The organism is Bradyrhizobium sp. i1.15.2, from assembly GCF_040548425.1.
GTDB classification, from domain to species: Bacteria; Pseudomonadota; Alphaproteobacteria; order Rhizobiales; family Xanthobacteraceae; genus Bradyrhizobium; species Bradyrhizobium canariense.
The window spans coordinates 957,530-982,342 of the sequence record NZ_JBEPRQ010000001.1 but is presented as its reverse complement, the minus strand read 5'-3'; the positions used below and the strand labels follow the sequence as shown (position 1 = coordinate 982,342).

At 64.0% G+C, this 24,813-nt stretch carries 23 protein-coding genes and 1 pseudogene; 17 read left to right on the top strand and 7 right to left on the bottom strand.

The window, feature by feature from the left end; translation table 11 throughout:
- Window positions 1–41 precede the first annotated feature (41 nt).
- From ABIB80_RS04615 to xth, 11 genes are all read left to right on the top strand, one after another.
- On the top strand, window positions 42–356 hold the full coding sequence (locus ABIB80_RS04615) for an ArsR/SmtB family transcription factor (RefSeq protein WP_035993871.1): 315 nt from the start codon (window positions 42–44) through the stop codon (window positions 354–356).
- The gene (locus ABIB80_RS04610) at window positions 353–700 is read left to right on the top strand and encodes an SRPBCC family protein (protein ID WP_007598644.1); all 348 of its coding nucleotides are present in this window, start codon (window positions 353–355) and stop codon (window positions 698–700) included. The genes ABIB80_RS04615 and ABIB80_RS04610 overlap by 4 nt, the downstream gene beginning before the upstream one ends.
- Before the next feature lie 41 nt (window positions 701–741).
- A complete protein-coding gene (locus ABIB80_RS04605) occupies window positions 742–1,344 on the top strand; it encodes an ATP-dependent Clp protease proteolytic subunit (RefSeq protein ID WP_007598643.1) in 603 nt (200 codons plus the stop codon).
- Between the two features lie 434 nt (window positions 1,345–1,778).
- Window positions 1,779–2,117, top strand: a complete 339-nt coding sequence (locus ABIB80_RS04600; RefSeq protein WP_007598642.1) for a P-II family nitrogen regulator — start codon at window positions 1,779–1,781, stop codon at window positions 2,115–2,117.
- 38 nt (window positions 2,118–2,155) lie between these two features.
- On the top strand, window positions 2,156–3,604 hold the full coding sequence (locus tag ABIB80_RS04595; protein ID WP_007598641.1) for an ammonium transporter: 1,449 nt from the start codon (window positions 2,156–2,158) through the stop codon (window positions 3,602–3,604).
- A 207-nt stretch (window positions 3,605–3,811) separates the two neighbouring features.
- Entirely contained in the window at window positions 3,812–5,410 is a 1,599-nt protein-coding gene (locus ABIB80_RS04590) for a caspase family protein (RefSeq protein WP_007598640.1), read from the top strand.
- 116 nt (window positions 5,411–5,526) lie between these two features.
- Window positions 5,527–5,931 (top strand): GFA family protein, encoded by a 405-nt coding sequence (locus ABIB80_RS04585; RefSeq protein ID WP_007598639.1) that lies wholly within the window; start codon window positions 5,527–5,529, stop codon window positions 5,929–5,931.
- Between the two features lie 310 nt (window positions 5,932–6,241).
- Entirely contained in the window at window positions 6,242–7,456 is a 1,215-nt protein-coding gene (locus ABIB80_RS04580) for an aminotransferase class I/II-fold pyridoxal phosphate-dependent enzyme (RefSeq protein WP_354127092.1), read from the top strand.
- A 9-nt stretch (window positions 7,457–7,465) separates the two neighbouring features.
- Window positions 7,466–9,940 (top strand): DNA translocase FtsK, encoded by a 2,475-nt coding sequence (locus ABIB80_RS04575; protein ID WP_035993868.1) that lies wholly within the window; start codon window positions 7,466–7,468, stop codon window positions 9,938–9,940.
- A 152-nt stretch (window positions 9,941–10,092) separates the two neighbouring features.
- The gene (locus tag ABIB80_RS04570) at window positions 10,093–10,848 is read left to right on the top strand and encodes an outer membrane lipoprotein carrier protein LolA (RefSeq protein WP_035995361.1); all 756 of its coding nucleotides are present in this window, start codon (window positions 10,093–10,095) and stop codon (window positions 10,846–10,848) included.
- 153 nt (window positions 10,849–11,001) lie between these two features.
- Window positions 11,002–11,817, top strand: a complete 816-nt coding sequence (xth, locus tag ABIB80_RS04565; protein ID WP_007598633.1) for an exodeoxyribonuclease III — start codon at window positions 11,002–11,004, stop codon at window positions 11,815–11,817.
- Between the two features lie 96 nt (window positions 11,818–11,913).
- On the opposite strand, the gene ABIB80_RS04560 is transcribed toward xth, so the two are convergent.
- Window positions 11,914–12,357, bottom strand: a complete 444-nt coding sequence (locus tag ABIB80_RS04560; protein ID WP_007598631.1) for a cyclic nucleotide-binding domain-containing protein — start codon at window positions 12,355–12,357, stop codon at window positions 11,914–11,916.
- Between the two features lie 58 nt (window positions 12,358–12,415).
- On the bottom strand, window positions 12,416–13,102 hold the full coding sequence (locus ABIB80_RS04555) for a response regulator transcription factor (RefSeq protein WP_007598630.1): 687 nt from the start codon (window positions 13,100–13,102) through the stop codon (window positions 12,416–12,418).
- A gap of 235 nt (window positions 13,103–13,337) precedes the next feature.
- Between ABIB80_RS04555 and ABIB80_RS04550 the strand changes: the two genes are divergently transcribed.
- A complete protein-coding gene (locus ABIB80_RS04550) occupies window positions 13,338–13,874 on the top strand; it encodes a L,D-transpeptidase family protein (RefSeq protein WP_007598629.1) in 537 nt (178 codons plus the stop codon).
- 6 nt (window positions 13,875–13,880) lie between these two features.
- Entirely contained in the window at window positions 13,881–14,654 is a 774-nt protein-coding gene (locus ABIB80_RS04545) for a 2-keto-4-pentenoate hydratase (protein WP_007598628.1), read from the top strand.
- 156 nt (window positions 14,655–14,810) lie between these two features.
- On the opposite strand, the gene ABIB80_RS04540 is transcribed toward ABIB80_RS04545, so the two are convergent.
- On the bottom strand, window positions 14,811–15,500 hold the full coding sequence (locus tag ABIB80_RS04540) for a YggS family pyridoxal phosphate-dependent enzyme (protein ID WP_007598627.1): 690 nt from the start codon (window positions 15,498–15,500) through the stop codon (window positions 14,811–14,813).
- Window positions 15,501–15,607: 107 nt separating this feature from the next.
- On the opposite strand from ABIB80_RS04540, the gene ABIB80_RS04535 reads away from it, so the two are divergent.
- Window positions 15,608–17,305: a diguanylate cyclase domain-containing protein gene (locus ABIB80_RS04535; RefSeq protein WP_007598626.1), complete on the top strand. Its 1,698-nt coding sequence runs from the start codon at window positions 15,608–15,610 to the stop codon at window positions 17,303–17,305.
- A gap of 3 nt (window positions 17,306–17,308) precedes the next feature.
- Here ABIB80_RS04535 and ABIB80_RS04530 read toward each other — a convergent pair.
- Window positions 17,309–17,416: pseudogene (locus tag ABIB80_RS04530) on the bottom strand (GGDEF domain-containing protein); the annotation flags it as partial.
- Between the two features lie 222 nt (window positions 17,417–17,638).
- Here ABIB80_RS04530 and leuS point away from each other — a divergent pair.
- The 3 genes from leuS to holA are packed head-to-tail and all read left to right on the top strand — an operon-like array spanning window position 17,639 to window position 21,877.
- A complete protein-coding gene (gene leuS, locus ABIB80_RS04525) occupies window positions 17,639–20,263 on the top strand; it encodes a leucine--tRNA ligase (protein WP_354127091.1) in 2,625 nt (874 codons plus the stop codon).
- Window positions 20,250–20,801 (top strand): LPS assembly lipoprotein LptE, encoded by a 552-nt coding sequence (lptE, locus tag ABIB80_RS04520; RefSeq protein ID WP_007598624.1) that lies wholly within the window; start codon window positions 20,250–20,252, stop codon window positions 20,799–20,801. Before leuS ends, lptE begins: the two co-directional genes overlap by 14 nt.
- 47 nt (window positions 20,802–20,848) lie before the next feature.
- Entirely contained in the window at window positions 20,849–21,877 is a 1,029-nt protein-coding gene (gene holA / locus ABIB80_RS04515) for a DNA polymerase III subunit delta (protein WP_007598623.1), read from the top strand.
- 232 nt (window positions 21,878–22,109) lie between these two features.
- Here the strand turns inward: holA and ABIB80_RS04510 are convergent, their stop codons facing one another.
- The 3 genes from ABIB80_RS04510 to rsmG form a co-directional block, all read right to left on the bottom strand.
- Entirely contained in the window at window positions 22,110–22,997 is an 888-nt protein-coding gene (locus tag ABIB80_RS04510; RefSeq protein WP_007598622.1) for a ParB/RepB/Spo0J family partition protein, read from the bottom strand.
- Window positions 22,998–23,152: 155 nt separating this feature from the next.
- Window positions 23,153–24,007: a ParA family protein gene (locus ABIB80_RS04505; RefSeq protein WP_007598621.1), complete on the bottom strand. Its 855-nt coding sequence runs from the start codon at window positions 24,005–24,007 to the stop codon at window positions 23,153–23,155.
- Window positions 24,008–24,036: 29 nt separating this feature from the next.
- Window positions 24,037–24,810 carry a 16S rRNA (guanine(527)-N(7))-methyltransferase RsmG gene (gene rsmG / locus ABIB80_RS04500; protein ID WP_007598620.1) on the bottom strand — a complete coding sequence of 258 codons (774 nt, stop codon included), beginning with the start codon at window positions 24,808–24,810 and terminating at the stop codon, window positions 24,037–24,039.
- Window positions 24,811–24,813: the final 3 nt, after the last annotated feature.

Here is a 24,813-nt window from a genome sequence, read left to right as displayed (position 1 = left end):
TGGGCCTTGCGCAACACATAAGCCTGTGCTTATGTGTTGCCATGATCGAAGCCGACATCTTCAAGGCGCTGGCCGACCCGACCCGCCGCAAGGTCTTTGAAAAGCTTGCCGGCGGAAGCCTGAATGCGAGCGCCTTGCGCGACGGATTGGAGATCAGCCAACCGGCGATGTCGCAGCATCTTGCGGTGCTGCGCGGAGCAGGCCTGGTGCGCGAACAGCGGCAGGGCCGCTTTGTGAATTACGAAGTCGATCCCGAAGGAATTCTCGCCATCGGGACCTGGCTTGCGCGCTACCGCGCCTATTGGCCGAAACGCATGGATGCCCTCGCCGATCTCTTGAAGGAGATGGATCAATGAGCGACGCCGCGAAGCCTGATCCCTCCGACGCAGCTCTCGTCCTCGAATATGAATTCGATGCGCCGCCGGCCAAGGTCTGGCGCGCGGTGACCATTCCGGCGTTGCGCGAGCGCTGGCTGCCGGATTGCGACCTTGCGGGCGCCGAGCCGGAATCATCAATCCCAGGCCAGGAGGTGCGCTACCGGCTTCGCGATTCCGAACCGCCGTTTCGCGAAAGCCATGTCATCTTCCGGATCGAACCGAACGAGGATGGCGGCACCCGCTTCCGCATCATCCAGCAAACCTGCATGAAGCTGCCGCAGCCGGCCAACAGCAATGGCTGCCTGATGCGCGCGGCCGCCTAACACCAACACCACTTCATCACCCGCAGACATGGAGGTCGCCGATGCGCGACATGCTTCAGCTCGTCCCTATGGTCGTCGAACAATCCGCCCGCGGCGAACGATCCTTCGACATCTATTCGCGCCTGCTGCGCGAGCGCATCATCTTCCTCAACGGCGAGGTCAATGATGCGATGTCGGGCCTCGTCTGCGCGCAGCTCTTGTTCCTGGAGGCGGAGAATCCGAACAAGCCGATCAATCTCTACATCAATTCCTATGGCGGCGTGGTCACCGCTGGCCTTGCGATGTACGACACCATGCAATTCATCAAGGCGCCGGTGCATACGCTGTGCATGGGCACCGCGCGCTCGATGGGCTCGTTCCTGCTGATGGCCGGCGAGCCCGGTCACCGCGCCGCCCTGCCCAATGCGAGCCTTCACGTGCATCAGCCGCTCGGCGGCTTTCAGGGCCAGGCGTCCGACATCCTGATCCATGCCACCGAGATGCAGGAAACCAAGCGGCGCATCATCCGGCTCTATGCCCAGCATTGCGGGCGCCCCGAACCGGACGTGGAACGGACCCTGGACCGCGACCACTTCATGACTGCGCAGCAGGCGGTCGACTGGGGTCTGATCGACCGGGTGTTCACGGAACGCAGCGCCGCCTGACGGTCTCTGCCTGCAACCGTCCGGCGAGCTCGCCCCGCTTAAGCTGTTTGGCCGGTTACGCGCATTCCGTGAGCACAAGTGCGGGGGGTCCGATATTTCGCCGCACGACAAGCCCTGCAACAGGCGTCCGCCTTACGGAAATACCGTTCTGCTGCCCGACGCATGAGCATCAATGTGTCGGCAGCTTGACGTGCCTTTATTTTAATCAGGCATGATCAGGTATTGAGCGCGGCGTAATAGCGCACCGCACCGCAATACGCGTCAAACGCGAAAACACCCGTTTTCATAGTCCGTTAGCCAACACGCCCGATCTGGCACGGCATTTGATTCTAAGGGTCCTGGCTGTGCCCGCGTAGTGAACTTTCTCCCTCGTGGCGAACCAGTCGAGAAACGCCCGGCCACGTCCGGACCGGGCCCAAGCGGGGATAGGACCCATGAAAATTGTTATGGCGATTATTAAGCCATTCAAGCTGGAAGAAGTCCGTGACGCCCTGACCGCCATCGGCGTTCACGGTCTCACGGTGACGGAAGTCAAGGGATATGGCCGCCAGAAGGGCCATACGGAAATCTATCGCGGCGCCGAATATGCCGTGAGCTTCCTGCCCAAGATCAAGATCGAGGTCGCTGTCGCCTCCGACCAGGTCGACAAGACCATCGACGCCATCACGACCGCCGCGAAAACCGGTCAGATCGGCGACGGCAAGATCTTCGTCATCAATCTCGACCATGCGGTTCGCATCCGCACCGGCGAGGCCGATGCTGCGGCCCTTTGATTTCGCGCTCAATCAAAATTCAATCAGGAGTAAATGAAATGACGTTTAAGCGTCCCTATGGCGCGGGATTGGCGGCTCTCGCAGTCGGCCTGTTCGCTGCGACCGCAGCCTATGCCGAGCCAACGGTCAACAAGGGAGACAACGCCTGGATGCTGACATCGACAGTGCTCGTGCTGTTGATGACGATCCCCGGCCTCGCGCTGTTCTACGGCGGCCTCGTCCGCTCCAAGAACATGCTCTCGGTCCTGATGCAGGTGTTCTACACCGTCTGCGTCGTCACCGTGATCTGGGCCGTGTACGGCTACAGCCTCACCTTCACCGGCGGCTCGGACTTCATCGGCGGCTTCTCCAAGGCCTTCATGATGGGCGTCACCACCGACTCGAAGGCTGCGACCTTCTCGGTCGACGCCAACATCTCGGAGCTCATCTATATGTGCTTCCAGATGACCTTCGCAGCGATCACGCCCGCCCTCATCGTCGGCGCCTTTGCCGAGCGCATGAAGTTCGCGGCGATTGCGCTCTTCATCCCGCTCTGGGTCACGCTGATCTACTTCCCAATCGCGCACATGGTCTGGTATTGGCCCGGCCCGGACATGATCCAGGACGCTGCCAAGGCTCTGGCTGCTGCGGCTGATGGCGCGGCGAAGACCGCGGCGCAGGCCAAGCTCGACGAGATCAACGCCGACGCAGGCTGGATCTTCAAGAAGGGCGCGATCGACTTCGCGGGCGGCACCGTGGTGCACATCAACGCCGGCATCGCAGGCCTCGTCGGCGCTCTGCTGATCGGCAAGCGCGTCGGTTACGGCAAGGAGCTGATGGCTCCGCACTCGCTGACCATGTCGATGATCGGCGCCTCGCTGCTCTGGGTCGGCTGGTTCGGCTTCAACGCCGGCTCCAACCTCGAAGCCAATGGCGGCGCAGCGCTTGCCATGACCAACTCCTTCGTCGCCACCGCAGCCGCCGCGCTGTCGTGGATGTTCGCGGAGTGGATCATCAAGGGTCACCCGTCCGTGCTCGGCGTCATCTCCGGCGCTGTCGCGGGCCTCGTGGCCGTCACGCCTGCCGCCGGCTTCTCCGGCGTGATGGGTGCGATCGTCCTCGGCCTCGTGGTCGGCGTGGTCTGCCTGTTCTTCTGCACCGTCGTGAAGAACGCGCTCGGCTACGATGACTCCCTCGATGTGTTCGGCGTGCACTGCGTCGGCGGCATCATCGGCGCCCTCGGCACCGGCATCCTCGTCAATCCGGCGTTGGGTGGTGCGGGCATCATCGACTACACCGCGATCCCGCCGAAGGTTGCCGATTACGACTTCGCAGCGCAGATGATCTCCCAGGTCTGGGGCGTCGGCACCACGCTGGTGTGGTCGGGTATCGGTTCGGCGATCCTCTACAAGGTCGTCGATGTGATCGTTGGCCTCCGCGCCAATGTCGAGAGCGAGCGTGAAGGCCTCGACATCACCGAGCACACCGAGCGCGCCTACAACATGTAAGTCTCCTCCCGGGCGCGGCCTCCTCGGAGGTCGCGCTCACAACTACGGTTTGGGGCACATACCCGGCAATGTCCCGGCCGTTGAGGGGCTCCAGCGCAAGTTGGAGCCCCTTTCTTTTTGGACCCGAGCACCGCTGGGCCGTCATAAGTTAAATTGCATTGCTGCGAGCTTGTTGAATATCATGCTCCCCATTTGGAGCAGGATTTCATGCGTCTGCCCTATTGCCTGGTCTGGTGCTTCCTGTTGCTCGCTTTGTCGAGCCTCGATGCCCGTGCGGACAAGCGCGTCGCGCTGGTGATTGGCAACGGCGCCTACCGAAACGTTCCCATGCTCGCCAATCCGACCAATGATGCGGCCGATGTCGGCGCGGCCCTCAAGCGATCGGGGTTCGATCCTCTGGTCGCGACCGACCTCGACCAGTCCGCCATGCAGGACACCATTCTTCGCTTCGCGCGTGAGGCTCGCGGCGCCGATGTCGCCCTGTTCTACTACAGCGGGCACGCGCTCCAGTTCGCCGGCGTCAACTATCTGGTGCCTGTCGATGCCGTCGTTCGCGACGAGGTCGATCTGCGCCGCCTGGTACGCGCCGACGAGATCCTGGCGGATCTCCAGCAGGCGAAGAACCTGCGCATCCTCGTGCTCGACGCCTGCCGCGACAATCCATTTGCCGACGAGTTGCGGCGAAACGTCGGACAGGGCCGTGGCGTCACCGTCTCTCGCGGCCTCGCCAAGATGGAAAGTCCCGAGGGCACCATCATTTCCTACGCGACACAGGCCGGCCGGACTGCCGACGACGGCAGCGGCCGCAACAGCCCCTATACCAGCGCGTTCCTGGAGCACATCGGCGACAAGGGCAACGTCAACACGGTATTTCAAACGATCAGCGCCGGCGTCTACCAGCGCTCCAAAGGCTTGCAAGTGCCGGAGCTGTCGCTGTCGTTCTTCGGCGAGTTCTACCTCAACGGCAAGCCCGAAACGGCGGCGTTGTCTCCTGCGACGCCTCAGGTCGATCCCTGCGCGGAGGCCAGCGACCATTGGCGTAGCGCGGAAGCGCTGGGAACGCTCGCGGCGTTCAAGGATCACCTCGCACGCTTCCCAGCGTGCGCGTTCGCAGATTTGGCGAAATCACGCATCGAGACTTTGGCGAAACCATCAGACGCCGCCAAGCGCGTAACCGCGTTCGATGGAACCTGGATCGCGAAGGAAACTTGCGAGAACAAGCCCCCGTTTCCCGAGGCCTATTTCCAGTATGCGCTGCGCGTCAAGGATGGCGTGCTGCACACTCTCTCCGGGGAAGAGGGCAAGCCCGGTGCCACAATCTATGACGGGAAGATTGAAGCGGACGGCAGCGCGACTGTCACCGTCAACGGGCTGATTGGCGAAAAGGATCCGCTTCGCCGCACCGCCGGCGCGCCCTATCAGTACAAGCTGGCACTCGAGCTGAAAGAAACCACCGGCGCCGGCGTCCGCACCGAGACCGGCCGACCGTGTCGGATGGAGCTCTCCAAGCTGACGACACCGAGCCCCGCTGCAAGTCCGGGCCAACCTGATTCGAAGCGGCCGACCAAGCGCGACGACAAGAGGGCCGTGCTGCCGCCAGATCAGGCCGGAGCAGGGCAACCACGGCAGACCGGAAGCGGCATGAGCTGTTCGTTCATGCGAAGCAGGTGCGCCACGGCGTGCGTCAGTATGGGCGGCCGCGCGGATTGCGCTTCAACCGCTTGTCCACGGCTGGAAGCCGAGTGCATGAGCAGCGGTTGCTGGCGCGGCCGGGGATTCAACGGCTGCGGGCTTGCCAAGCGATAGATGCACGAACCGGCTGCGGATGGTCTGCCTTTGTCCGCTCGCAAAGAAAAAGATTGCCATTCCGCACCGCTGGCGCAGAAATATCGACCACAAGAAACAACAAAAGGGAGGTCGTCATGCGTTTGGAAGGCGGATGCTATTGCGGCGAAGTGCGCTATGTCGCCGAGGGCGACCCAATGATGCAGGCGCAGTGTCATTGCCGCGAGTGCCAGTACATCTCGGGCGGCGCGCCCAACACCTTCATCGCGATGCCGGCGGCCGGCTTCAGCTACATCGCCGGGCAGCCCAAGCAGTTCACCCGCAAGGACCTCGAGCGCGCCGTCACGCGCGAATTCTGCGCCGAATGCGGCACCCATCTGGTGACCAAGGTTCCGGGACTGCCGGCTGCGATCCTGAAGGTCGGCACGCTGGACGAGCCTGCGCAGTTCCATCCGCAGATGGCGATCTACACCTGCGACAAGCAGGACTTCCATGCGATCCCCGCGGGCATGGCGACATTCGAGAAGCTGCCGGCGCACTAGAGCCGCAATGACGGCGCGCTCCCTCCCCCGCATGCGGGGGAGGGCTGGGGAGAGGGTGCCTCAACATCGGGACAGTCCCTGTTTGGAGAGAACCCTCACCCACGCCTCCGGCGCGACCTCTCCCGCAAGCGGGAGCGGTAAGAACCCCCGCAGCCATCCCGTTGTTATCCGGCCTTATTTTTCCTGCTCTGGACGGAGCCGGCGACCGATGGTTAATCGCGTCTTAACCTCGCCCTATCTATGGTGAACTGAACCGCTTCCCGTCGGCGCCTTGCTGCGACCGGCTGTTCCAAGAGTGCTGGCGTCCAGAATGGCTATGACCGCTTCATCCCGTGCGCCGCAGGACAGTGGAAGCTCCGATAGCGAACGCTCTCCCTTCGTCCGGCTGAACGAGCTGCTGGCACCCCATCAGCCCGGCAAGCCGTTGATTTCGCTTGCCGTCGGCGAGCCGCAGCATCCCGTGCCCGACTTCGTCGGCCCGGTACTGGCCAAGCACATCGCCGATTTCGGCCGTTACCCCGCGAACAAGGGCACCGACCCGTTCCGCAAGGCTGCCGGCGCCTGGCTGTCGTCGCGGTTCAAGCTGCCGCGCACCCTCGATCCCGAGAGCGAGATTCTCGTCCTCAATGGCAGCCGCGAAGGCCTGTTCCTCGCCGCGATCGCGGCCGCGCGCTATGTCGGCCCGCGTCCCGGCAAGCCGGCGATCCTGATGCCGAACCCGTTCTATCCGGTCTACGGCGCCGGCGCCCGCGCCGCCGCTTGCGAGCCGGTCTACCTGCCGACCACGGCTGAGAACGGCTTCCTGCCCGATCTCGACGCCATCGACGAGGCGACGCTGGCGCGCACGGTGGCGTTCTATCTGGCTTCGCCCGCCAACCCGCAGGGCTCGGTCGCCTCGCGCGATTATTTCACGCGCCTGAAGCAGCTCGCCGACCGCTACGGCTTCGTGATCCTCAGCGACGAGTGCTATTCGGAGATCTACACCCGCGAAGCGCCCGGCAGCGCGCTCGAATGCGCCGGCCCTGATTTCACCCGCGTGGTTGCGTTCCAGTCGCTGTCGAAGCGCTCCAACCTGCCGGGCCTGCGCGTCGGCTTCGCCGCCGGCGACAAAAAACTCATCGGCATGTTCCTCGAGCTGCGCAATATCGCGGCGCCGCAGGTGCCGGTACCGCTCCAGCATGTCGCGACCGTCGCTTACGGCGACGAGGCGCATGTCGAGGAGAACCGCAGGCTCTACCGGATCAAGTTCGATCTCGCCGACCAGATCATCGGCAATCGCTACGGCTATCGCCGGCCCGATGCCGGCTTCTGCGTCTGGCTCAACACGTCCGAAATCGGCGACGACGTGTCTGTGTGCCTGAAACTCTTCAAGGAAGCAGGCGTGCGCGTGGTGCCCGGCAGCTATCTGGCGCGGCTCCAGCCCGACGGCTTCAATCCCGGCGCAGGCTACATTCGCCTTGCGCTAGTGCAAGATGGCGAGACTACGGCGCAGGCGCTGCACCGCCTGGTCGAGACTCTGGGTTAGGCGGGGCCCGTGAGCATGTCGACAATCGAACGTGTCATTCCCTTGGTCGGCCATCTGCCGCCCTCGATCCGCGAGGGGTTGGCGCGGCGCGTGCGCGAGCTCAGCGGTCTCGGCCTGATCGCATTGTCGGGCGTCGCCTCGGCGGCGCTGATGACCTGGTCGGTGCAGGATCCCAGCCTCAGCCACGCAACGTCGCGGCCGATCCGCAACATTCTCGGCTATGCCGGCGCAATCGGCGCTGACCTTGCGATGCAGATCCTCGGGCTCGGCGCGATCATGCTGGTCCTGACGATCGCGGTCTGGGGGTGGCGCATGCTGACCCATCGCCCGTTCGACCGCGAGGCGCTGCGGCTCGGCTCCTGGATTCTCTGCACGGTGATCGCGGCGGGCTTCGTCAGCTGCTGGCCACATGGCGGCGCCTGGCCGCTGCCGACAGGCCTCGGCGGCGTGGTCGGCGATGCCTTGGTTCGCGCGCCCGCGGTGATCTTCGGACCGCCGGGCATGATCTATCGCATCGTGCTCGGCACGATCCTGTTCGCGGCGATGGCGGCGACCTTCCTGATCGCCTGCGGCCTCGGCGCACGCGAGCATGACGACGAACTCGCGGACATCGAGGACGACGACAAGCCGCTCGAACAGGACGAGGACAGCGATCGCGGTTCGGTGTCGCTGGGCTGGCTGTTCCATGCCTTGATGAGCACGAAGGCGCGACTGACCTGGTTGCTTGGTGCGGCCTACCGCTCGCTGGTCTCGAGCGGACCGAAGACCAAGGCCGTTGCATTCAGCCGCCAGGAGCCGAAGCTCGGTGGCGGCCGCACCGCGCCGTCGATCTCGCCCCAATCCGAAGACGAGCACGACGAGGACGAACACGAGGACGACGAGGAGGAGGAAGAGGAGGAGGAGCCGGCCGCGCGCGCCCCGCGTAAGAAGGCTGCGCCCAAGGCCGCTTCCAAGAAATCCTCCGACAAGTTCGAGCTTCCGTCCGTGTCGGTGCTGGCCGCGCCGAAGGCCGGCGATCGTCAGCCGCTCAGCAAGGCCGAGCTGGAAGCCAATTCGCGCGCGCTCGAAGGCGTGCTGCAGGATTTCGGCGTTCGCGGCGAGATCGTGAAGGCCCATCCGGGTCCCGTGGTCACGCTGTACGAGCTGGAGCCGGCGCCGGGCATCAAATCGTCGCGCGTGATCGGATTGTCCGACGACATCGCGCGTTCGATGAGCGCGCTGTCGGCGCGCGTCGCCGTCGTGCCCGGCCGCAACGCCATCGGCATCGAGCTGCCGAACGCCCATCGCGAAAAGGTCTATCTGCGCGAGCTGCTGGTCGCCAAGGAGACCGTCGATTCGGTTGCGAAGCTGCCGCTCTGCCTCGGCAAGACCATCGGCGGCGATCCCGTCATCATCGACCTCGCACGCACGCCGCACATGCTGATCGCCGGTACCACCGGCTCCGGCAAATCGGTCGCCATCAACACCATGATCCTCAGCCTGGTCTACCGGCTGCGCCCGGACCAGTGCCGCCTGATCATGGTCGATCCGAAGATGCTCGAACTCTCCGTCTATGACGGCATTCCCCATCTGCTCACGCCCGTCGTGACCGACCCGAAGAAGGCGGTGGTCGCGCTGAAATGGGCCGTGCGCGAGATGGAAGAGCGCTACAAGAACATGGCCAAGCTCGGTGTGCGCAACATCGACGGTTACAACACGCGCTTGCTCGAATTGAAGGCCAAGGGCGAAGAGCCAACGCGCACGGTGCACACCGGCTTCGACAAGGAAACCGGCAAGGCGATCTACGAGGAAGAGAAGCTCTCGCTCGACCCGCTGCCCTACATCGTCATCATCGTCGACGAAATGGCCGACCTGATGATGGTTGCCGGCAAGGACATCGAAGGCGCGGTGCAGCGTCTGGCGCAGATGGCGCGCGCCGCCGGCCTGCACGTGATCCTCGCAACGCAGCGTCCATCGGTCGATGTCATCACCGGCACCATCAAGGCGAACTTCCCGACCCGCATCGCCTTCCAGGTCACGTCCAAGATCGACAGCCGCACGATTCTCGGCGAGATGGGCGCCGAGCAGCTGCTCGGCCAGGGCGACATGCTCTACATGGCCGGCGGCGGTCGCATCAGCCGCGTGCACGGACCGTTCGCGTCGGACGACGAAGTCGAGAAGGTGGTGCGCCACCTCAAGACGCAGGGACAGCCGGAATATCTCGAAGCCGTCACGGCCGAAGAACCCAGCGAGGACGAGGACGGCGCGGTGTTCGACGCCTCCGCCATGGGCGCGGATGGCGGCGGCGATTTGTTCTCGCAGGCCGTTGCGATCGTCAAACGCGACCGCAAGGCCTCGACCAGCTACATCCAGCGCCGCCTGCAGATCGGCTATAACCGCGCCGCATCGCTGATGGAGCGCATGGAACTGGAGGGCATCGTCGGACCCGCCAACCACGCCGGCAAGCGCGAGATTCTGGTCGAGGAAGAAGACAGCCATATGTGAGGCGAGCCGCCTCGGACCACCATTTCACGCAAAAACGTTATCTGCTTTTGGCCGAAATCACGCTAAAAGGGCGCCCAGCCACACAGGACGACGCGTTGATCAGACATCCGGACATTCGATTCGCTGCCATCGTCGCCGCGCGAAGCGCGCGCATGGCAGGCGTGATTCTCGTCACCGCCGCGATGGTGAGTGCGGCGTCGTTCGCGCAGACCGTTCCCGTGCCGAAGCCCGCACCGAAGGGCCGCGATGGCAGTCCGGCCGGTGGAGGACCCGCTGTCACCGGCGCGACCCAGACGCCGCCGAATCCAGTGATTCCGGATCCGCGCCGCAACGTGCCGAGCAGCATCTTCCAGACCTTCGATGCGAACCAGAAGGCCCAGGCCGCCAAGGTCAGCGCCTATTTGTCGTCATTGTCGACGCTGGTCGGGAATTTCGTCCAGGTCGGTCCCGACGGCAGCAAGACGCAAGGCGACTTCTACATCCAGAAGCCGGGCAAGGTGCGCTTCGAATATGACGCGCCGAGCCCGATCGACATCGTCGCCGACGGATCGTCGCTGGTGGTGCGCGACCGCAAGCTCGCGACGCAGGACGTTTATCCGCTGTCGCAGACGCCGCTGCGTTTCCTGCTGTCCGACCGCATCGACCTGATGAAGGACACCAACGTCGTCAACGTCTCGGCCGACGACGTCTTCGTCAGCGTCACCATCGAGGAGAAGCAGGCGCTGGTCGGCACCAGCCGCCTCTTGCTGATGTTCGGCGCCAAGGACGGTCAGTTGAAGCAGTGGACCGTCACCGACCCGCAAGGCTACGACACCACGATCGCCGTTTATAATCTGGACACGAGCAAGAAGCTCGATCCCGGCATGTTCAAGATCGATTTTACCAATTACGGCCCGTCGCCGGGCTAGGTGCCGTAGGGTGGGTTAGCCGAAGGCGTAACCCACCATCTCGGTCCGCAAATTTGGAAGCATGGTGGGTTACGCTGCGCTAACCCACCCTACGATTCCGCTGCTGTGGACAAGCATTTTCCTCGCGCAAATCCATGCTAAGACGCATCCCTCATGCGTTTTTCCCTGACAACCTGGAACATCAATTCGGTGCGGCTACGCATCGATCTGGTCGCAAAATTTCTCAAGAGCTCGCGGCCGGACGTGCTGTGTCTCCAGGAGACCAAGTGCATCGACGACGCCTTTCCACTGAAGCGCTTCAAGCGGCTCGGCTACGAGCATGTCGCGCTGAACGGGCAGAAGGGTTATCACGGCGTCGCCATCGTCTCGAAGATTCCGTTCGAGTCGAAGGACATCCGCACCTTCTGCGACAAGGTTGATTCACGCCATATCTCAGTATCGTTCGGTGAGAAGGCCGGGATCGCGAAGCCCCTGGTGGTGCATAATTTCTACGTGCCGGCCGGCGGCGACATTCCCGATCCCGCGCTGAACGAGAAGTTCGATCACAAGCTCCGCTTCCTCGACGAGATGAAAGCGTGCGAGCCGTTGCATCCGCGCGGCGAGGATCGCCACATCCTGGTCGGCGATCTCAACGTCGCTCCGCATGAGAACGACGTCTGGTCGCACAAGCAGCTTCTGAAGGTGGTGTCGCACACGCCCATCGAAACCGAGAAGCTGCAAGCCGCGCTCGCCGCCGGCGAATGGGTCGACGTCGCGCGCGACCGCATTCCGATGTCGGAAAAGGTCTACACCTGGTGGAGCTACCGCTCCGCCGATTGGACCCTCGGCGACCGCGGCCGCAGGCTCGACCACATCTGGGTCTCGCGCGCGCTGAAAGACGCGGTCGGCGATTTCAAGATTTTACGCGACGCGCGGAGCTGGGAGCGTCCGTCGGATCATGTGCCCGTGACGGTGACGCTCGAGGTGTGATCTTGTAGCCCGGATGGAGCGTAGCGAAATCCGGGGCAGCTTTTCCGGAGGCACGAATCCCGGATTGCGCTTCGCTCCATCCGGGCTACGGCACTGCTAGCTGGTCAGCTTCGCACCCGCCATCAATATATCGCTGGCGATCTGGCTGGAGCGCACCGCGAATTCATCGCGAAGGCGGACGGCCGCAGCGGGGTCGCTTTCGAGCACACGCTGAAACAGGCTGCGCGCGACGCGGATGACGGAGGCGTGCTCGATCGCGATCGCGCTCGACGGCCGCTTCATCGGCACGATCAGCGCGAGCTCGCCGATCAGCGCACCGGGACTTGCGATCATCTCCGCGCCGGCGCCGTCGTCGACCCGGAAGGCGCCGCGCTGGACCACGAAGCCGGCATCGGCATCGTCGCCGAGATTGAACAAGACGTCGCCGCGGACGAAGTCACGCTGCTCGGAGCCGATCGCCAGCATGCGCAACGAAGCGTCTCCCAACAGGCGCAGTGTCGGGACACGCTCGAGAAGCGCTACATCGTCGTCGATTGACATTCAGGTCCGGGGCTCAAGGGCATGCAATCTAAAACGATTCGCACGCCCCAGAAGCGTATCACGGCACCAGCTTGTAGCCACCGGCTTCCGTGACCAGGATCTCCGGGTTCGCGGCGTCCTTCTCGATCTTCTGGCGAAGGCGGTAGATGTGGGTTTCCAGCGTGTGGGTGGTGACGCCGGAATTGTAGCCCCAGACCTCCTGGAGCAGGGTCTCGCGGGAGACCGGCATCTGACCGGCCCGGTAGAGGAAGCGGAGGATCGCGGTTTCCTTCTCCGTCAGCCGGACCTTGCGCGCGTTGGCGGCGGTCAGCATTTTGGAGCCGGGCCGGAAAGAGTAGGGGCCGACCGAGAACACCGCGTCCTCGCTGGCTTCGTGCTGCCGGAGCTGGGCGCGGATGCGCGCCAGCAGCACGGCGAAGCGGAAGGGTTTTGCGACATAGTCGTTGGCGCCGGATTCCAGCCCCAAAATCGTGTCGGAATCGGTGTCATGCCCGGTGAGCATGATGATCGGAGCCTTGAACCCGCCCTTGCGTAATGAACGCACCACTTCGCGGCCATCGGTGTCAGGCAGGCCAACATCCATCAGGACGAGATCAGGGGCATTGGCCTTCGCGGCGCTCGCGCCCTTGGCGCCGGTATCGACCGCGGAGGCTTCAAATTCTTCGTGCAGCGACAATTGCTCCACCAACGTATCGCGCAGATCGGTATCGTCATCCACGATCAGGATCTTGCGGGCATTGGCCATAGGGGGTCATCCTTTTGGGGTCCGGCGCGGCGCGCATCCATGCTGCACCCAACCGAGAGGGAAGTTTAGGGGTCGCCGTTATTATTATTGTTCGTGTTGAAGTAGTGGGCTGTTACCGATTCACAAGCCAGAACCACTCTAACCCAGAATAGCAGGCCGTTTTGATGAATGTCCTGTAATGAATTCGACATCGCACGTTCACATGAAAAATAAAGCTGCTTCAGCTAGTTACACCATGAACCGAAGCGCCGGGCCGCTGTCGGCGATCCGCGTTAAGCCTGCCGCCGGGAATCCGCGCCGGGGCTGGCTGACCGCCGGAGCGCTGACGATTCCGGTGGCGCTCGGACGCGGCGGCATTTTGGCGAACAAGCGCGAGGGCGATGGCGGCACCCCGAGGGGCAGCTTCCGTCCCAGACGATTGTGGTGGCGGGGCGACCGGCACAGCCGCCCGCAGACCTTCCTGTCGGCCCGGATCATCACCGGCGAGGACGCCTGGTGCGAGGATCCCAAGGACCGTCACTACAATCAGGCAATCCGCCTCGGCGAGGGGCAGGGCGGCGACCGGCTCAAGCGGGCCGACCATCTCTATGACTTCATCATCGAAATCGACCACAATACGAGGCCTCGGATCGCCGGCCGGGGCAGCGCGGTGTTTTTGCATCTGGCCCGCGACAATTTCGGCCCGACCGCAGGCTGCGTCTCGATGACCGAAGCGGCGATGCGACAATTGCTGCGGCGGCTGGGACCAAAAACAAAAATCATCATCGGGTGAGGACACATGCTCGACAGGGATCAGATCGCCGCCGCTTCGCAGGTCCTGATCAAACATTGGCGCGACGGCACCAAGCTTGACGCGCTGGAGCCACCGTTGCGGCCTCAGAACCGCACCGAGGGTTACGCCATACAGGCCGCACTCAGCGGGACTTTGTTCGGCTGGAAGATCGCGGCGACAAGCGAGTCCGGACAGAAGCACATCAACGTCGCGGGACCGCTGGCCGGTCGGATCATGAGCGACACCGTGATCGCCGATGGCGGCACAGTCTCGATGAAGGGCAACGCGATGCGCGTCGGCGAACCTGAGTTCGCTTTCCGCATGGCGCGCGATCTGCCGCCGCGCGCGGCGCCGTATACTGTCGACGAGGTGCTCGCCGCCGTGGACAGCTTGCATCCCGCGATCGAGATTCCCGATTCGCGCTTTGCCGATTTCGCCAGCGCCGGCGAGGCGCAGCTGATCGCCGACAATGCCTGTGCGCATCTGTTCGTGCTGGGCGCGGCGACGAATGCGAACTGGCGTGCCATGGATCTCGTCGAGGAGCGGCCGCAGATCACGCTGCGTGGCCAGCGCTATCTCGGCCACGGCAAGAACGTGCTCGGCGATCCCCGCATTGCCCTGGTCTGGCTGGCCAACGAGCTGCGTGGCCTCGGCATCACCTTGCGGGCAGGAGAGGTGGTGACCACGGGCACGTGCCATCCGCCGCTGCCGATCCAGGCCGGCGATCAGTTTGTCGCGGACTTTGGCGCGCTGGGAAAGGTGGCGGTGGGGTTTGAATAGGTTCTTCCCCACTGTCGTCCTGGCGAAAGCCAGGACCCATACCGCGTGATCTACGCAAAGGGCAGAACGGTCGTTGCCGCGGTCTTCGTCAAACAGACTATCGCGGTAATGGGTCCTGGCTTTCGCCAGGACGACCAAAAACAAATTCGCTTATGATCACCGGTGCCCGAAGATCGAACTGCCCACGCGCACATGCGTGGCGCCGAGCATGATCGCGGTCGCATAATCCGCGCTCATGCCCATCGAGAGCTTCTTCAATCCATTGCGCGCGGCGATCTTGGCGGTCAGCGCGAAATGCGCCGCCGGCGGCTCGTCCACCGGCGGGATGCACATCAACCCCGAGATTGTCAGCCCGTAGGTGTCGCGGCAGCTCGCGATGAAAGCATCGGCCTCGCCGGGGGCGATGCCCGCCTTCTGCGGCTCCTCACCGATATTGATCTGGACGAACAATTCCGGGTGCTTGTCCTGGGATTCGATTTCCTTGGCTAACGCCTGGCAAATGCTCGGGCGGTCGACCGAATGGATGGCATCGAACAGCGCGACCGCCTCTTTCGCCTTGTTGGATTGCAGCGGGCCGATCAGATGCAGCGCGATATCGGGGTAAACAGAAGTTAACGCGGGCCATTTGCTTTTGGCCTCCTGCACGCGATTTTCACCGAATACGCGCTGTCCGGCGTCGATGACCGGGGTAATTGCATCCGCGGCGAAAGTTTTCGACACCGCAATCAGCGTCACGGAGGCACGTTCGCGCCGCGCATCCCTGCAGGCGCGCGCGATTTCGGCTTCGACCGCGGCGAGCGCGTTTGGTGAATGGCCGGTTAGCGGCGCGGCGTTGGCTTCAGTCATGATGTCGCATCGGAGCTGTTGTTGCGGAGCTAGTTCTAATTTTACCGAGTTCAAGAAAGAGTTTTTGAACCCTTTGCTTTACCTTAGCCGCGGGGTGGGCAGCGAAGATGGCAAACGTCAGTTTCAACCGCAAACGAGCGAAACTCAAGCAGGTTCTCGGAATCCGGGCGCGGCTTGCGTTGCTCGCGGTAATTCTGGTGACGCCTTTGATGTTCGAGCGCATCCGTTCGCTCGAAGACACGCGCACGCGGCAGATCGCGCAGGCCACGGCCGAATTCACCACCGTTGCAAGACACAGCGCCGACGCGCAGCGCGAGGTGATATCGTCGGTCGAGACCATCCTGAAATCGGAAGCTTTCATCCGCGCCTCCGTCGGCGGCATCAGCAAGAGCTGTGACGTGCTGCGCGCGAGCCTGCCGTCGAATCTTCCCTGGATCCGCACGCTTCTGATCGCCGGCCAGGACGGGCGCATCCAGTGCGCCACCAACAACATGTATGTCGGCCTCGACCTCGGTGACCGGCCGTACTTCCAGCAGGCGCAGGAAACCGGCCGCTTCGTGCTGAGCGACTTCATCCTGTCGCGCCCGGTGCCGACACCGACCGTCATGGCGGTCTACCCGGTGTCCGCCTTCAGCGGCGTAGCGGATGCCGTCGTGCTCGCCACCGTCAACCTCGACTGGATGTCGAAGGTCATGAGCAATCTGGGTGGCCGCGCCGGCATCACGGCCGTGCTGGTCGACAGCGCGGGCACCGTGCTGGCGGCACCGGCCGACCAGCATAGTGCGATCGGACGTCCGCTCGACAACATGCCGCTGATGTCCGCGATCGCCGACAAGGCGCTGAGGTCTGACCAGGACGAAGGTTCACTCTCCTTCCTCGCCGCGGACGGCTCCCGCCGCGCGGTCAGCTATATCCGCATCGCCGGAACCAATGCCCGCCTGATCGCCAGCATCGACGAGGACAAGGTGTCCGCGGCCGTGAGCCGCGACATCCGCACCGCCTATCTCCAGCTCGCTTTCGTCGTCGTGTTCGTGCTGCTCGGCGCGCTGATCGCAGCCGAGAAACTGGTGATCAAGCCGATCAGGATGCTCGCCGACATGGCCAAGCGTCTGGGCGAGGGCGATCTGTCGGCGCGCGCCGCGCGCAATCGCCTGCCATCCGAGTTCGTGCCGCTGGCCCGTGCGTTCAACGCGATGGCCGCGCAGCTCAGCCAGCGCGAACGCGAGCTGATGGCGAGCAACGACCGGCTCACGGTGATGGCCTCGATCGACATGTTGTCGGGGCTCGCCAACCGCCGCGGCTTCCAGAGCCGCCTCGACTTCGAATGGATGCGCGCGCAGCAATATGGCAGCGACCTCGCGCTGTTGATGATCGACGTCGATCATTTCAAGCTGTTCAACGACACCTACGGCCATCTCGAAGGCGATTCCTGCCTGACCAGGCTCGGCGAGTCGCTGTCCGGCATCGCCGCCGACACGATGGGCTTCGCGGCCCGCTACGGCGGTGAGGAATTCTGCCTGTTGCTGCCGAACACCGACATCGCGCGCGCCGTCGAAATCGGCGAACAGGCGCGCGCGGCCGTGCTGAAGCTGTGCCTGCCGCACATCACCTCCGACCACATGATCGTCACCGTCTCGATCGGCGTTGCCGCGACGAAGCCCAACGAGAGCTTGCGGCCGGGCGATTTGATCGAAGCCGCCGACGCCGCGCTCTACGCCGCCAAGCACCGCGGTCGCAACAACGTCGTCGAACACGGCATCATGGTGATCGACAACGGCGCGGCGGAAATGATGATGGCGGGTTGAGGGCTAACCCGCAGCCCCGGTGGCATCGAGCTCGCGCTCGGTGACCACGCGATTGCGGCCGTTGTTCTTGGCGAGATAGAGCGCGCGATCGCAGCGCTCGATGAGATCTGTGATCGGTCGAGATCGTCGAAGCTGGTGGCCATCGCAAGTCTTCGGGTCCTGGCCACCAACCTGGCATCGACCTCTTAATCACACCCCAATGGCGGCCGCACTATTTGCCCGGGACGGTCGCGAAGGTTCCCAAATTGCGGCAACCCATTGACCCCTTGAGGACTTCTATGGCCTAGTCCGCCGTCTTTAGCTGGCCCAGATCCACGAAAACCCAACGATTCCATGACCTCCGAACGCTACAACGCCCGCGACGCCGAACCGCGCTGGCAAGCCGCCTGGGACCAACAGGCGATCTTCGTCTCCAGAAACGACGATCCGCGGCCGAAATACTATGTGCTGGAGATGTTCCCCTACCCGTCGGGACGCATCCATATCGGCCATGTCCGCAATTACACGCTCGGCGACGTGCTGGCCCGCTTCATGCGCGCCAAGGGTTTCAACGTGCTGCATCCGATGGGCTGGGACGCTTTCGGCCTGCCGGCTGAGAACGCCGCGATCGAGCGCAAGGTGGCGCCGAAAGCCTGGACCTACGACAACATCGCCGCGATGAAGAAGCAGCTCCGCTCGATCGGGCTGTCGCTGGACTGGAGCCGCGAGATCGCGACCTGCGATCCCAGCTACTACAAGCACCAGCAGAAGTTGTTTCTGGACTTCCTGCGCGAAGGCCTCGCCGAGCGCGAAAAGCGCAAGGTGAACTGGGACCCCGTCGACATGACCGTGCTCGCCAACGAGCAGGTGATCGACGGCAAAGGCTGGCGTTCGGGCGCCGTTGTCGAACAACGGGAAATGAACCAGTGGGTCTTCAAGATCACGAAGTACTCGCAGGAGCTGCTGTCGGCACTGGATACGCTGGACCGCTGGCCCGACAAGGTGCGGCTGATGCAGCGCAACTGGATCGGCCGGTCCGAGGGGCTGCTGATCCGCTTCGCGCTCGACGCGGCGACGACGCCGGCCGGCGAGAGCGAGCTGAAGATTTTCACGACGCGCCCCGACACGCTGTTCGGCGCGAAATTCATGGCGATCTCGGCCGATCATCCGCTGGCGCAGGCGGCCGCGGCGAAAAATCAGGAGCTCGCCGAGTTCATCGGCGAGATCAAGCGGATGGGCACGGCGCAGGAGATCATCGACACCGCCGAGAAACAGGGATTCGATACCGGCATCCGCGCGGTCCATCCGTTCGATCCGAGCTGGAAGCTGCCGGTCTATGTCGCGAACTTCGTGCTGATGGAATACGGCACCGGCGCCATCTTCGGCTGCCCTGCCCACGATCAGCGCGACCTCGACTTCGTCAACAAGTATGCTCTCGGCAATACGCCGGTGGTGTGCCCCGAGGGCCAGGATCCGAAATCGTTCGTCATCACCGATACCGCCTATGACGGTGACGGCCGCATGATCAATTCGCGCTTCCTCGACGGCATGACCATCGATCAGGCCAAGGACGAGGTGGCGAAGCGTCTCGAGAGCGAGCTGCGCGGCAACGCTCCGGTCGGCGAGCGTCAGGTCAATTTCCGCCTGCGCGACTGGGGCATTTCGCGCCAGCGCTATTGGGGCTGCCCGATTCCTGTCATCCACTGTCCGAAGTGCGACGTGGTGCCGGTGCCGGATGCCGACCTCCCCGTGGTGCTGCCGGAGGATGTGAGCTTCGACAAGCCAGGCAACGCGCTCGATCATCACCCGACCTGGAAGCACGTGACCTGTCCGCAATGCGGCGGCAAGGCGCAGCGCGAAACCGACACCATGGACACCTTCGTAGATTCGTCCTGGTACTTTGCGCGCTTCACCGATCCCTGGAACGAGAACGCGCCGACGACGCCAGAGGTCGCCAACCGGATGCTGCCGGTCGACCAGTATATCGGCGGCGTCGAGCACGCGATCCTGCATCTGCTCTACAGCCGCTTCTTCACGCGCGCGATGAAAGCGACCGGGCACATCGCACTGGACGAGCCGTTCGCCGGCATGTTCACGCAGGGCATGGTGGTGCACGAGACCTACCAGAAGGCCGACGGCACCTACGTCCAGCCGGTCGAGGTGAAGGTCGAGACCGGCGCCAACGGCCGCCGCGCCACGCTGCTGACGTCAGGCGAAGACATCCAGATCGGTCCGATCGAAAAGATGTCGAAGTCTAAGAAGAACACGGTCGATCCCGACGACATCATCGAGACCTATGGCGCCGACGTCGCCCGCTGGTTCATGCTGTCGGACTCCCCGCCCGAGCGCGACGTGATCTGGAGCGATGAGCGCGTCCAGGGCGCCTCGCGCTTCGTGCAGCGGCTGTGGCGGCTGGTGAACGATTCCGTGGAACCCGGCAAGGCCGCGCCGGCGGCCCGGCCGGCCAGCTTCGGCCCGGACGCCACCGCCTTGCGCAAGGCCGCCCATGGTGCGCTGGACAAGGTCACCACCGGGATCGAACGGCTGCACTTCAACGTCTGCCTCGCCCATATTCGCGAATTCACCAATGCGTTCGCGGAGGTCTTGCAGCGTCCCGGCCAGCCGGCTCCAGATTTGGCTTGGGCGATCCGAGAGGCGAGCCAGATCCTGGTCCAGCTGTTCTCCCCGATGATGCCGCATCTGGCCGAGGAATGTTGGCAGGCTCTCGGCCACAGCGGGCTGGTTTCCGAGGCCAATTGGCCCCAAATCGAACGTGATTTGCTGGTTGAAGACAGTGTGACCCTGGTGGTTCAGGTCAACGGCAAGAAGCGGGGCGAGGTCACAGTTGCAACAGCGGCCGAGAATCCGGAAATCGAGGCTGCCGTTTTGGCCCTCGATGCGGTAAAACTGGCCCTGGATGGCAAGCCCGTCCGCAAGGTGATTATCGTCCCCAAGAGGATCGTGAATGTTGTCGGCTAGGATCCGCATCGCAGCCCGCTTGCTGGCGGTCGCCGCACTGGCGGCCATGACGGCCGGCTGCTTCCACCCGATGTATGCCGAGCACACCGACGGCACGCCCGGCCTGCGCGAGAAGCTGATGGGGGTCGATCTGCCCCCGATCTCCAAAGCCAATGCCTCGCGCGAGGCCCGCGTCGGCGTCGAGGTCCGCAACGCGCTGGCCTTCAAGCTCTATGGCACCGCCACCGGCATGCCGCCGACCCACCGCCTGGAGATCCGCTTCTCAAGCAGCAAGTCGTCGCTGATCGTCGATCCCAATACCGGCCTGCCGAGCAGCGAAAACTACGGCCTCGACGCCCAGTACAATCTGATCGAGGTCGTCAGCGGCAAGTCGGTAATGACCGGCACCACGTTCTCCCGCGTGTCCTACGACATGCCCGGCTCCTATCAGCGTTTCAGCCGCAACCGCGCAATACGTGATGCCGAGGATCGTGCCGCCAACGAGATCGCCGAGAACATCACGACTCGCCTCGCCTCGTTCTTCACCGCGGGCACTTAATTCATCCCGTCCCCCCGGTTCGCCCGGAATGACGAATCCCAGGCAACATGGTCGCGCTGCGCGGAAAAGAGATCGACGCCTTTCTCGCCCGCCCCGATGTGGGCCGTTCGATCATCCTGCTCTATGGACCTGACGCCGGCCTGGTCCGCGAACGCGCGGATGCGCTGATTGCCTCGGCTGTCGACGATCCCAACGATCCGTTCTCGCTGGTCAAGGTCGATGGCGACGAGCTCTCCGCCGAGCCGTCGCGCCTCGTCGACGAGGCCATGACGGTGCCGCTGTTCGGCGGCCGCCGCGCCATCCGCGTGCGCGCCGGCTCGCGCAGCTTTGCCAGCGCTATCGACACGCTGGCTGAGATGGGCGTGAAGGATTGCCGCATCGTGATCGAGGCCGGCGAGCTGCGCCCGGAATCGCCACTGCGCAAGGCCTGCGAACGCGCCAAGACGGCCGTCGCGATCGCCTGCTATCCCGATAGCGAGCGCGACCTGGCCAAGCTGATGGAAGACGAGCTCCGCATCGCCAATTTGCGCATCGCGCAGGATGCCCGCGCGGCGCTGATGTCGTTCCTCGGCGGCGACCGCCAGGCCTCCCGCAACGAGCTGCGCAAGCTCACGCTCTATGCCCATGGCAAGGGCGAGATCACGCTGGATGACGTGATGGCTGTCGTCGCCGATGCGTCGGAGCTGAAACTCGATCCGATCGTCGATGGCGCCTTCGCCGGCCGACCCGAGATCGTCGAGAACGAGTTTGCCAAAGCCATGATCGCCGGCACCTACCCCGGCGTGATCATCTCTGCGGCGCAGCGCCAGGCGGCGTGGCTGCACAAATCGGCGCTCGCGATCGCCGACGGCACGCCCGCTTCCGCCGTGCTCGACAGCGGCTATCCGCGCCTGCATTTTTCGCGGAAGCCCGCGGTCGAAACCGCACTGCGCAATTTCAGCGTGGCGCGGCTCGCCGCCATCATCGAGCAGCTCGCGACCGCCGCGCTCGACACGCGCAAGCAATCCACCCTCGCCGCCGCCATCGCCCAGCGCACGCTGATGGCGATCGCCGCGAACGCGAAGCGGCGGAGCTGAGCACGCCGCTCTGCCCCCCGTCATTGCGAGGAGCCCTTGCAACGAAGCAATCCAGAATCTCTCCGCGGAAAGATTCTGGATTGCTGCGCTCGCGATGACGAGGACGGTGCGTGCCCCTCATCCTGAGGAGCGCGCTCTTGCGCGCGTCTCGAAGGATGCAGGCCGGGCCCTCGCCCTTCGAGACGCCGCTCCGCGGCCCCTCAGGGTGAGGGTGAGAGAGCGGAACTAGCGGCTACAGTGCGCCCTTCGCCAGCCGCCGCATCACCTCGTCGAGCTGATCGAGGTTGCGGTAATTGATCTGCACGGAGCCGCCGGGGTCGCGGTGGCTCACCGTGACCTTCAGCCCGAGCGCATCGCTGACGCGCTTTTCCAGATCGATCGTATCAGGATCCTTTTCCTTCCCCCCGGTGCTGCGGGCCTTCTGCGGCTTGCGCTCCGGCACGCCCTCTTCATGCGCCAGCGCCTCGGTCTGGCGGACGTTGAGGCCTTCGTCGACGATACGCTTGGCAGCCGCGAGCGGATCAGGCACGCCGATCAGCGCGCGGGCATGACCAGCGGTCAGATCGCCGCTCGTGATCAAGGCTTGCACCTCGGCGGGAAGCTTCGTCAGCCGCATCATGTTGGCGATGTGGCTGCGGCTCTTGCCGACGACTTTGGCGATGTCGTCCTGGCTGCGTTTGAACTCGTTGGCGAGCGCGTGATACCCGAGCGCCTCTTCCATCGGGTTGAGGTCTTCGCGCTGCACGTTCTCGACGATCGCGAACTCCAGCGCATCGCTGTCGCTGATGTCGACGGGGACGATCGGCACTTCGTGCAGGCCGGCCATTTGCGAGGCCCGCCAGCGCCGCTCGCCGGCGATAATCTCGAAGCGGTCCTGCGCACCCTTCACCGGCCGCACCACGATCGGCTGGATCACACCATGCTGCCTGATCGAATCGCTGAGCTCCCTGAGCTCGCTTTCCGAAAAGCTGCGGCGCGGATTGCGCGGATTGGGCTTGATGAACTCGATCGGCACCTTGCGTTGTGCGCGCGGCCGATCGACATGCTGAGCCTCGCCGCCGACGTCACCGATCAGACTCGCAAGACCCCGGCCCAGTCGCGAACGCGCTTCGTCGGCCATCGCCAGCTCCCTTGGATTCACGCTGCAGCACTCCAGAACTGAATTATCGAAACTCGTAACTCGTAGGATGGGTAGAGCGAAGCGAAACCCATCCTGTTGGCGCGACCCATGATGGGTTTCGCTGCGCTCTACCCATCCTACAGATCAGCGCACCTTCAATGCGTCGTCCGCAGCTCGCGCTCGCGCTGGATCACTTCGGTGGCGAGCCGCAGATAAGCTTCGCTGCCGACGCATTTGAGATCGTAGACCAGCACCGGTTTGCCGTAGGACGGCGCCTCCGAGATGCGCACGTTGCGCGGGATCATGGTCTTGTAGACCTTCTCGCCCATGAACTGCCGGACGTCGGCAACGACCTGGTTCGAGAGATTGTTGCGCGAGTCGAACATGGTCAGCACGATGCCGTGGATCGACAGGTTCGGATTGAGCGTCGAGCGCACCTGCTCCACCGTCTGCAGCAATTGCGACAGACCTTCGAGCGCGAAGAACTCGCACTGCAGCGGCACCAGGATTGCGTCGGAAGCCGCCATCGCGTTCACGGTGATCAAGTTGAGAGAGGGCGGACAGTCGATCAGCACGTAGGTGTAATCGGCGTCGGGCGAGACGTTGTTGTTGAGCGCGCTGATCGCGTCGCGCAGCTTGTACGCACGACCGGGCGTGGTGCCGAGCTCGAGCTCGAGGCCGGAGAGATCCATGGTCGAGGGCGCGATATGCAGCCGCGGCACCGCAGTCGACACCACCGCTTCCCGCAGGCTCGCCTCGCCCACCAGCACGTCATAGGTCGAGCAGGAGCGGTTGCGGCGATCAATGCCGAGGCCGGTCGAGGCGTTGCCCTGCGGATCGAGATCGACGATCAGGACACGCTCGCCAATCGCCGCGAGCGCCGTGCCGAGGTTGATCGCCGTGGTTGTTTTTCCCACGCCGCCCTTCTGATTCGCCAGCGCCAGAATGCGCGGATGGCCCTGCGGGACGGCGGCGGTCTGTTCTTGCTGCGGTTCGTCAATCACGCTCATCGCAAATTCCCCACTCGGCCCCTGACGCCTCACCCGCGCCGTTCGACGGAAGCCAGCTCGACGATCCAACCGTCGCCTGTCCGGCTTTGGTGGAGCTGCGGCTGAATATTCCAATATTTAGTGGCTTCGGTCAATTCAGACTCTACATCTTGACCCTTGAGAAACAACGCTTTTGCGCCTTGGCGCATCAGCGGCTCCGCAAAGCCGATGAGTTGGTGTAGCGGAGCCAGCGCACGCGCGGTGACGCAATCGACCGGGCCGGTGATTCTATCCACATTATCCCCGATCTCAGCGAGATGTACGACTCCCGGGGATGTAGTTATGCGGACGGCTTCGCGCAGGAAGGCCGCCTTCTTGGCGATTCGCTCGACCAGATGGACGCTGGCCCCGGCCGTCCCCGCCATGGCGCAAGCCAGCACTATGCCGGGGAAGCCGCCGCCACTGCCGAGATCGGCCCAGCGTTTGGCCGATGGGGCGAGAGCGACGAGCTGAAGGGAGTCGGCGATGTGCCGGGTCCAGAGATGCGGCAATGTCGAGGGCGCAACCAGGTTGGTCTTGGCCTGCCACTCCCGGAGCAGTGCGATGTAGCGATCGAGCCGGGCCTCCGTTTCATGTGAAACGGGCGCAAGCTTGAGCGCCGCAATCTTGTCGGCTGCGATGACGGCGTCCAGCGATCGATGGTTGGCGCTGGCCTTGTCGATCTTCGGTCTGGTCGGCGCCGGTTCGAAGCGACCACCGGCGCCCTCTCCCGCCGAGGGTTTTCCTGATGACGATCTGCCGCCGCCCGGCCCGCGCTGTTTCACGTG

Bases quoted from the DNA above. Each gene is read 5' to 3' on its own strand.
- ABIB80_RS04615 (WP_035993871.1), top strand. From the start codon at position 42: ATGATCGAAGCCGACATCTTCAAGGCGCTGGCCGACCCGACCCGCCGC.
- ABIB80_RS04610 (WP_007598644.1), top strand. From the start codon at position 353: ATGAGCGACGCCGCGAAGCCTGATCCCTCCGACGCAGCTCTCGTCCTC.
- ABIB80_RS04605 (WP_007598643.1), top strand. From the start codon at position 742: ATGCGCGACATGCTTCAGCTCGTCCCTATGGTCGTCGAACAATCCGCC.
- ABIB80_RS04600 (WP_007598642.1), top strand. From the start codon at position 1,779: ATGAAAATTGTTATGGCGATTATTAAGCCATTCAAGCTGGAAGAAGTC.
- ABIB80_RS04595 (WP_007598641.1), top strand. From the start codon at position 2,156: ATGACGTTTAAGCGTCCCTATGGCGCGGGATTGGCGGCTCTCGCAGTC.
- ABIB80_RS04590 (WP_007598640.1), top strand. From the start codon at position 3,812: ATGCGTCTGCCCTATTGCCTGGTCTGGTGCTTCCTGTTGCTCGCTTTG.
- ABIB80_RS04585 (WP_007598639.1), top strand. From the start codon at position 5,527: ATGCGTTTGGAAGGCGGATGCTATTGCGGCGAAGTGCGCTATGTCGCC.
- ABIB80_RS04580 (WP_354127092.1), top strand. From the start codon at position 6,242: ATGGCTATGACCGCTTCATCCCGTGCGCCGCAGGACAGTGGAAGCTCC.
- ABIB80_RS04570 (WP_035995361.1), top strand. From the start codon at position 10,093: ATGGCAGGCGTGATTCTCGTCACCGCCGCGATGGTGAGTGCGGCGTCG.
- xth (WP_007598633.1), top strand. From the start codon at position 11,002: ATGCGTTTTTCCCTGACAACCTGGAACATCAATTCGGTGCGGCTACGC.
- ABIB80_RS04560 (WP_007598631.1), bottom strand. From the start codon at position 12,357: ATGTCAATCGACGACGATGTAGCGCTTCTCGAGCGTGTCCCGACACTG.
- ABIB80_RS04555 (WP_007598630.1), bottom strand. From the start codon at position 13,102: ATGGCCAATGCCCGCAAGATCCTGATCGTGGATGACGATACCGATCTG.
- ABIB80_RS04550 (WP_007598629.1), top strand. From the start codon at position 13,338: ATGAACCGAAGCGCCGGGCCGCTGTCGGCGATCCGCGTTAAGCCTGCC.
- ABIB80_RS04545 (WP_007598628.1), top strand. From the start codon at position 13,881: ATGCTCGACAGGGATCAGATCGCCGCCGCTTCGCAGGTCCTGATCAAA.
- ABIB80_RS04540 (WP_007598627.1), bottom strand. From the start codon at position 15,500: ATGACTGAAGCCAACGCCGCGCCGCTAACCGGCCATTCACCAAACGCG.
- ABIB80_RS04535 (WP_007598626.1), top strand. From the start codon at position 15,608: ATGGCAAACGTCAGTTTCAACCGCAAACGAGCGAAACTCAAGCAGGTT.
- leuS (WP_354127091.1), top strand. From the start codon at position 17,639: ATGACCTCCGAACGCTACAACGCCCGCGACGCCGAACCGCGCTGGCAA.
- lptE (WP_007598624.1), top strand. From the start codon at position 20,250: ATGTTGTCGGCTAGGATCCGCATCGCAGCCCGCTTGCTGGCGGTCGCC.
- holA (WP_007598623.1), top strand. From the start codon at position 20,849: ATGGTCGCGCTGCGCGGAAAAGAGATCGACGCCTTTCTCGCCCGCCCC.
- ABIB80_RS04510 (WP_007598622.1), bottom strand. From the start codon at position 22,997: ATGGCCGACGAAGCGCGTTCGCGACTGGGCCGGGGTCTTGCGAGTCTG.
- ABIB80_RS04505 (WP_007598621.1), bottom strand. From the start codon at position 24,007: ATGAGCGTGATTGACGAACCGCAGCAAGAACAGACCGCCGCCGTCCCG.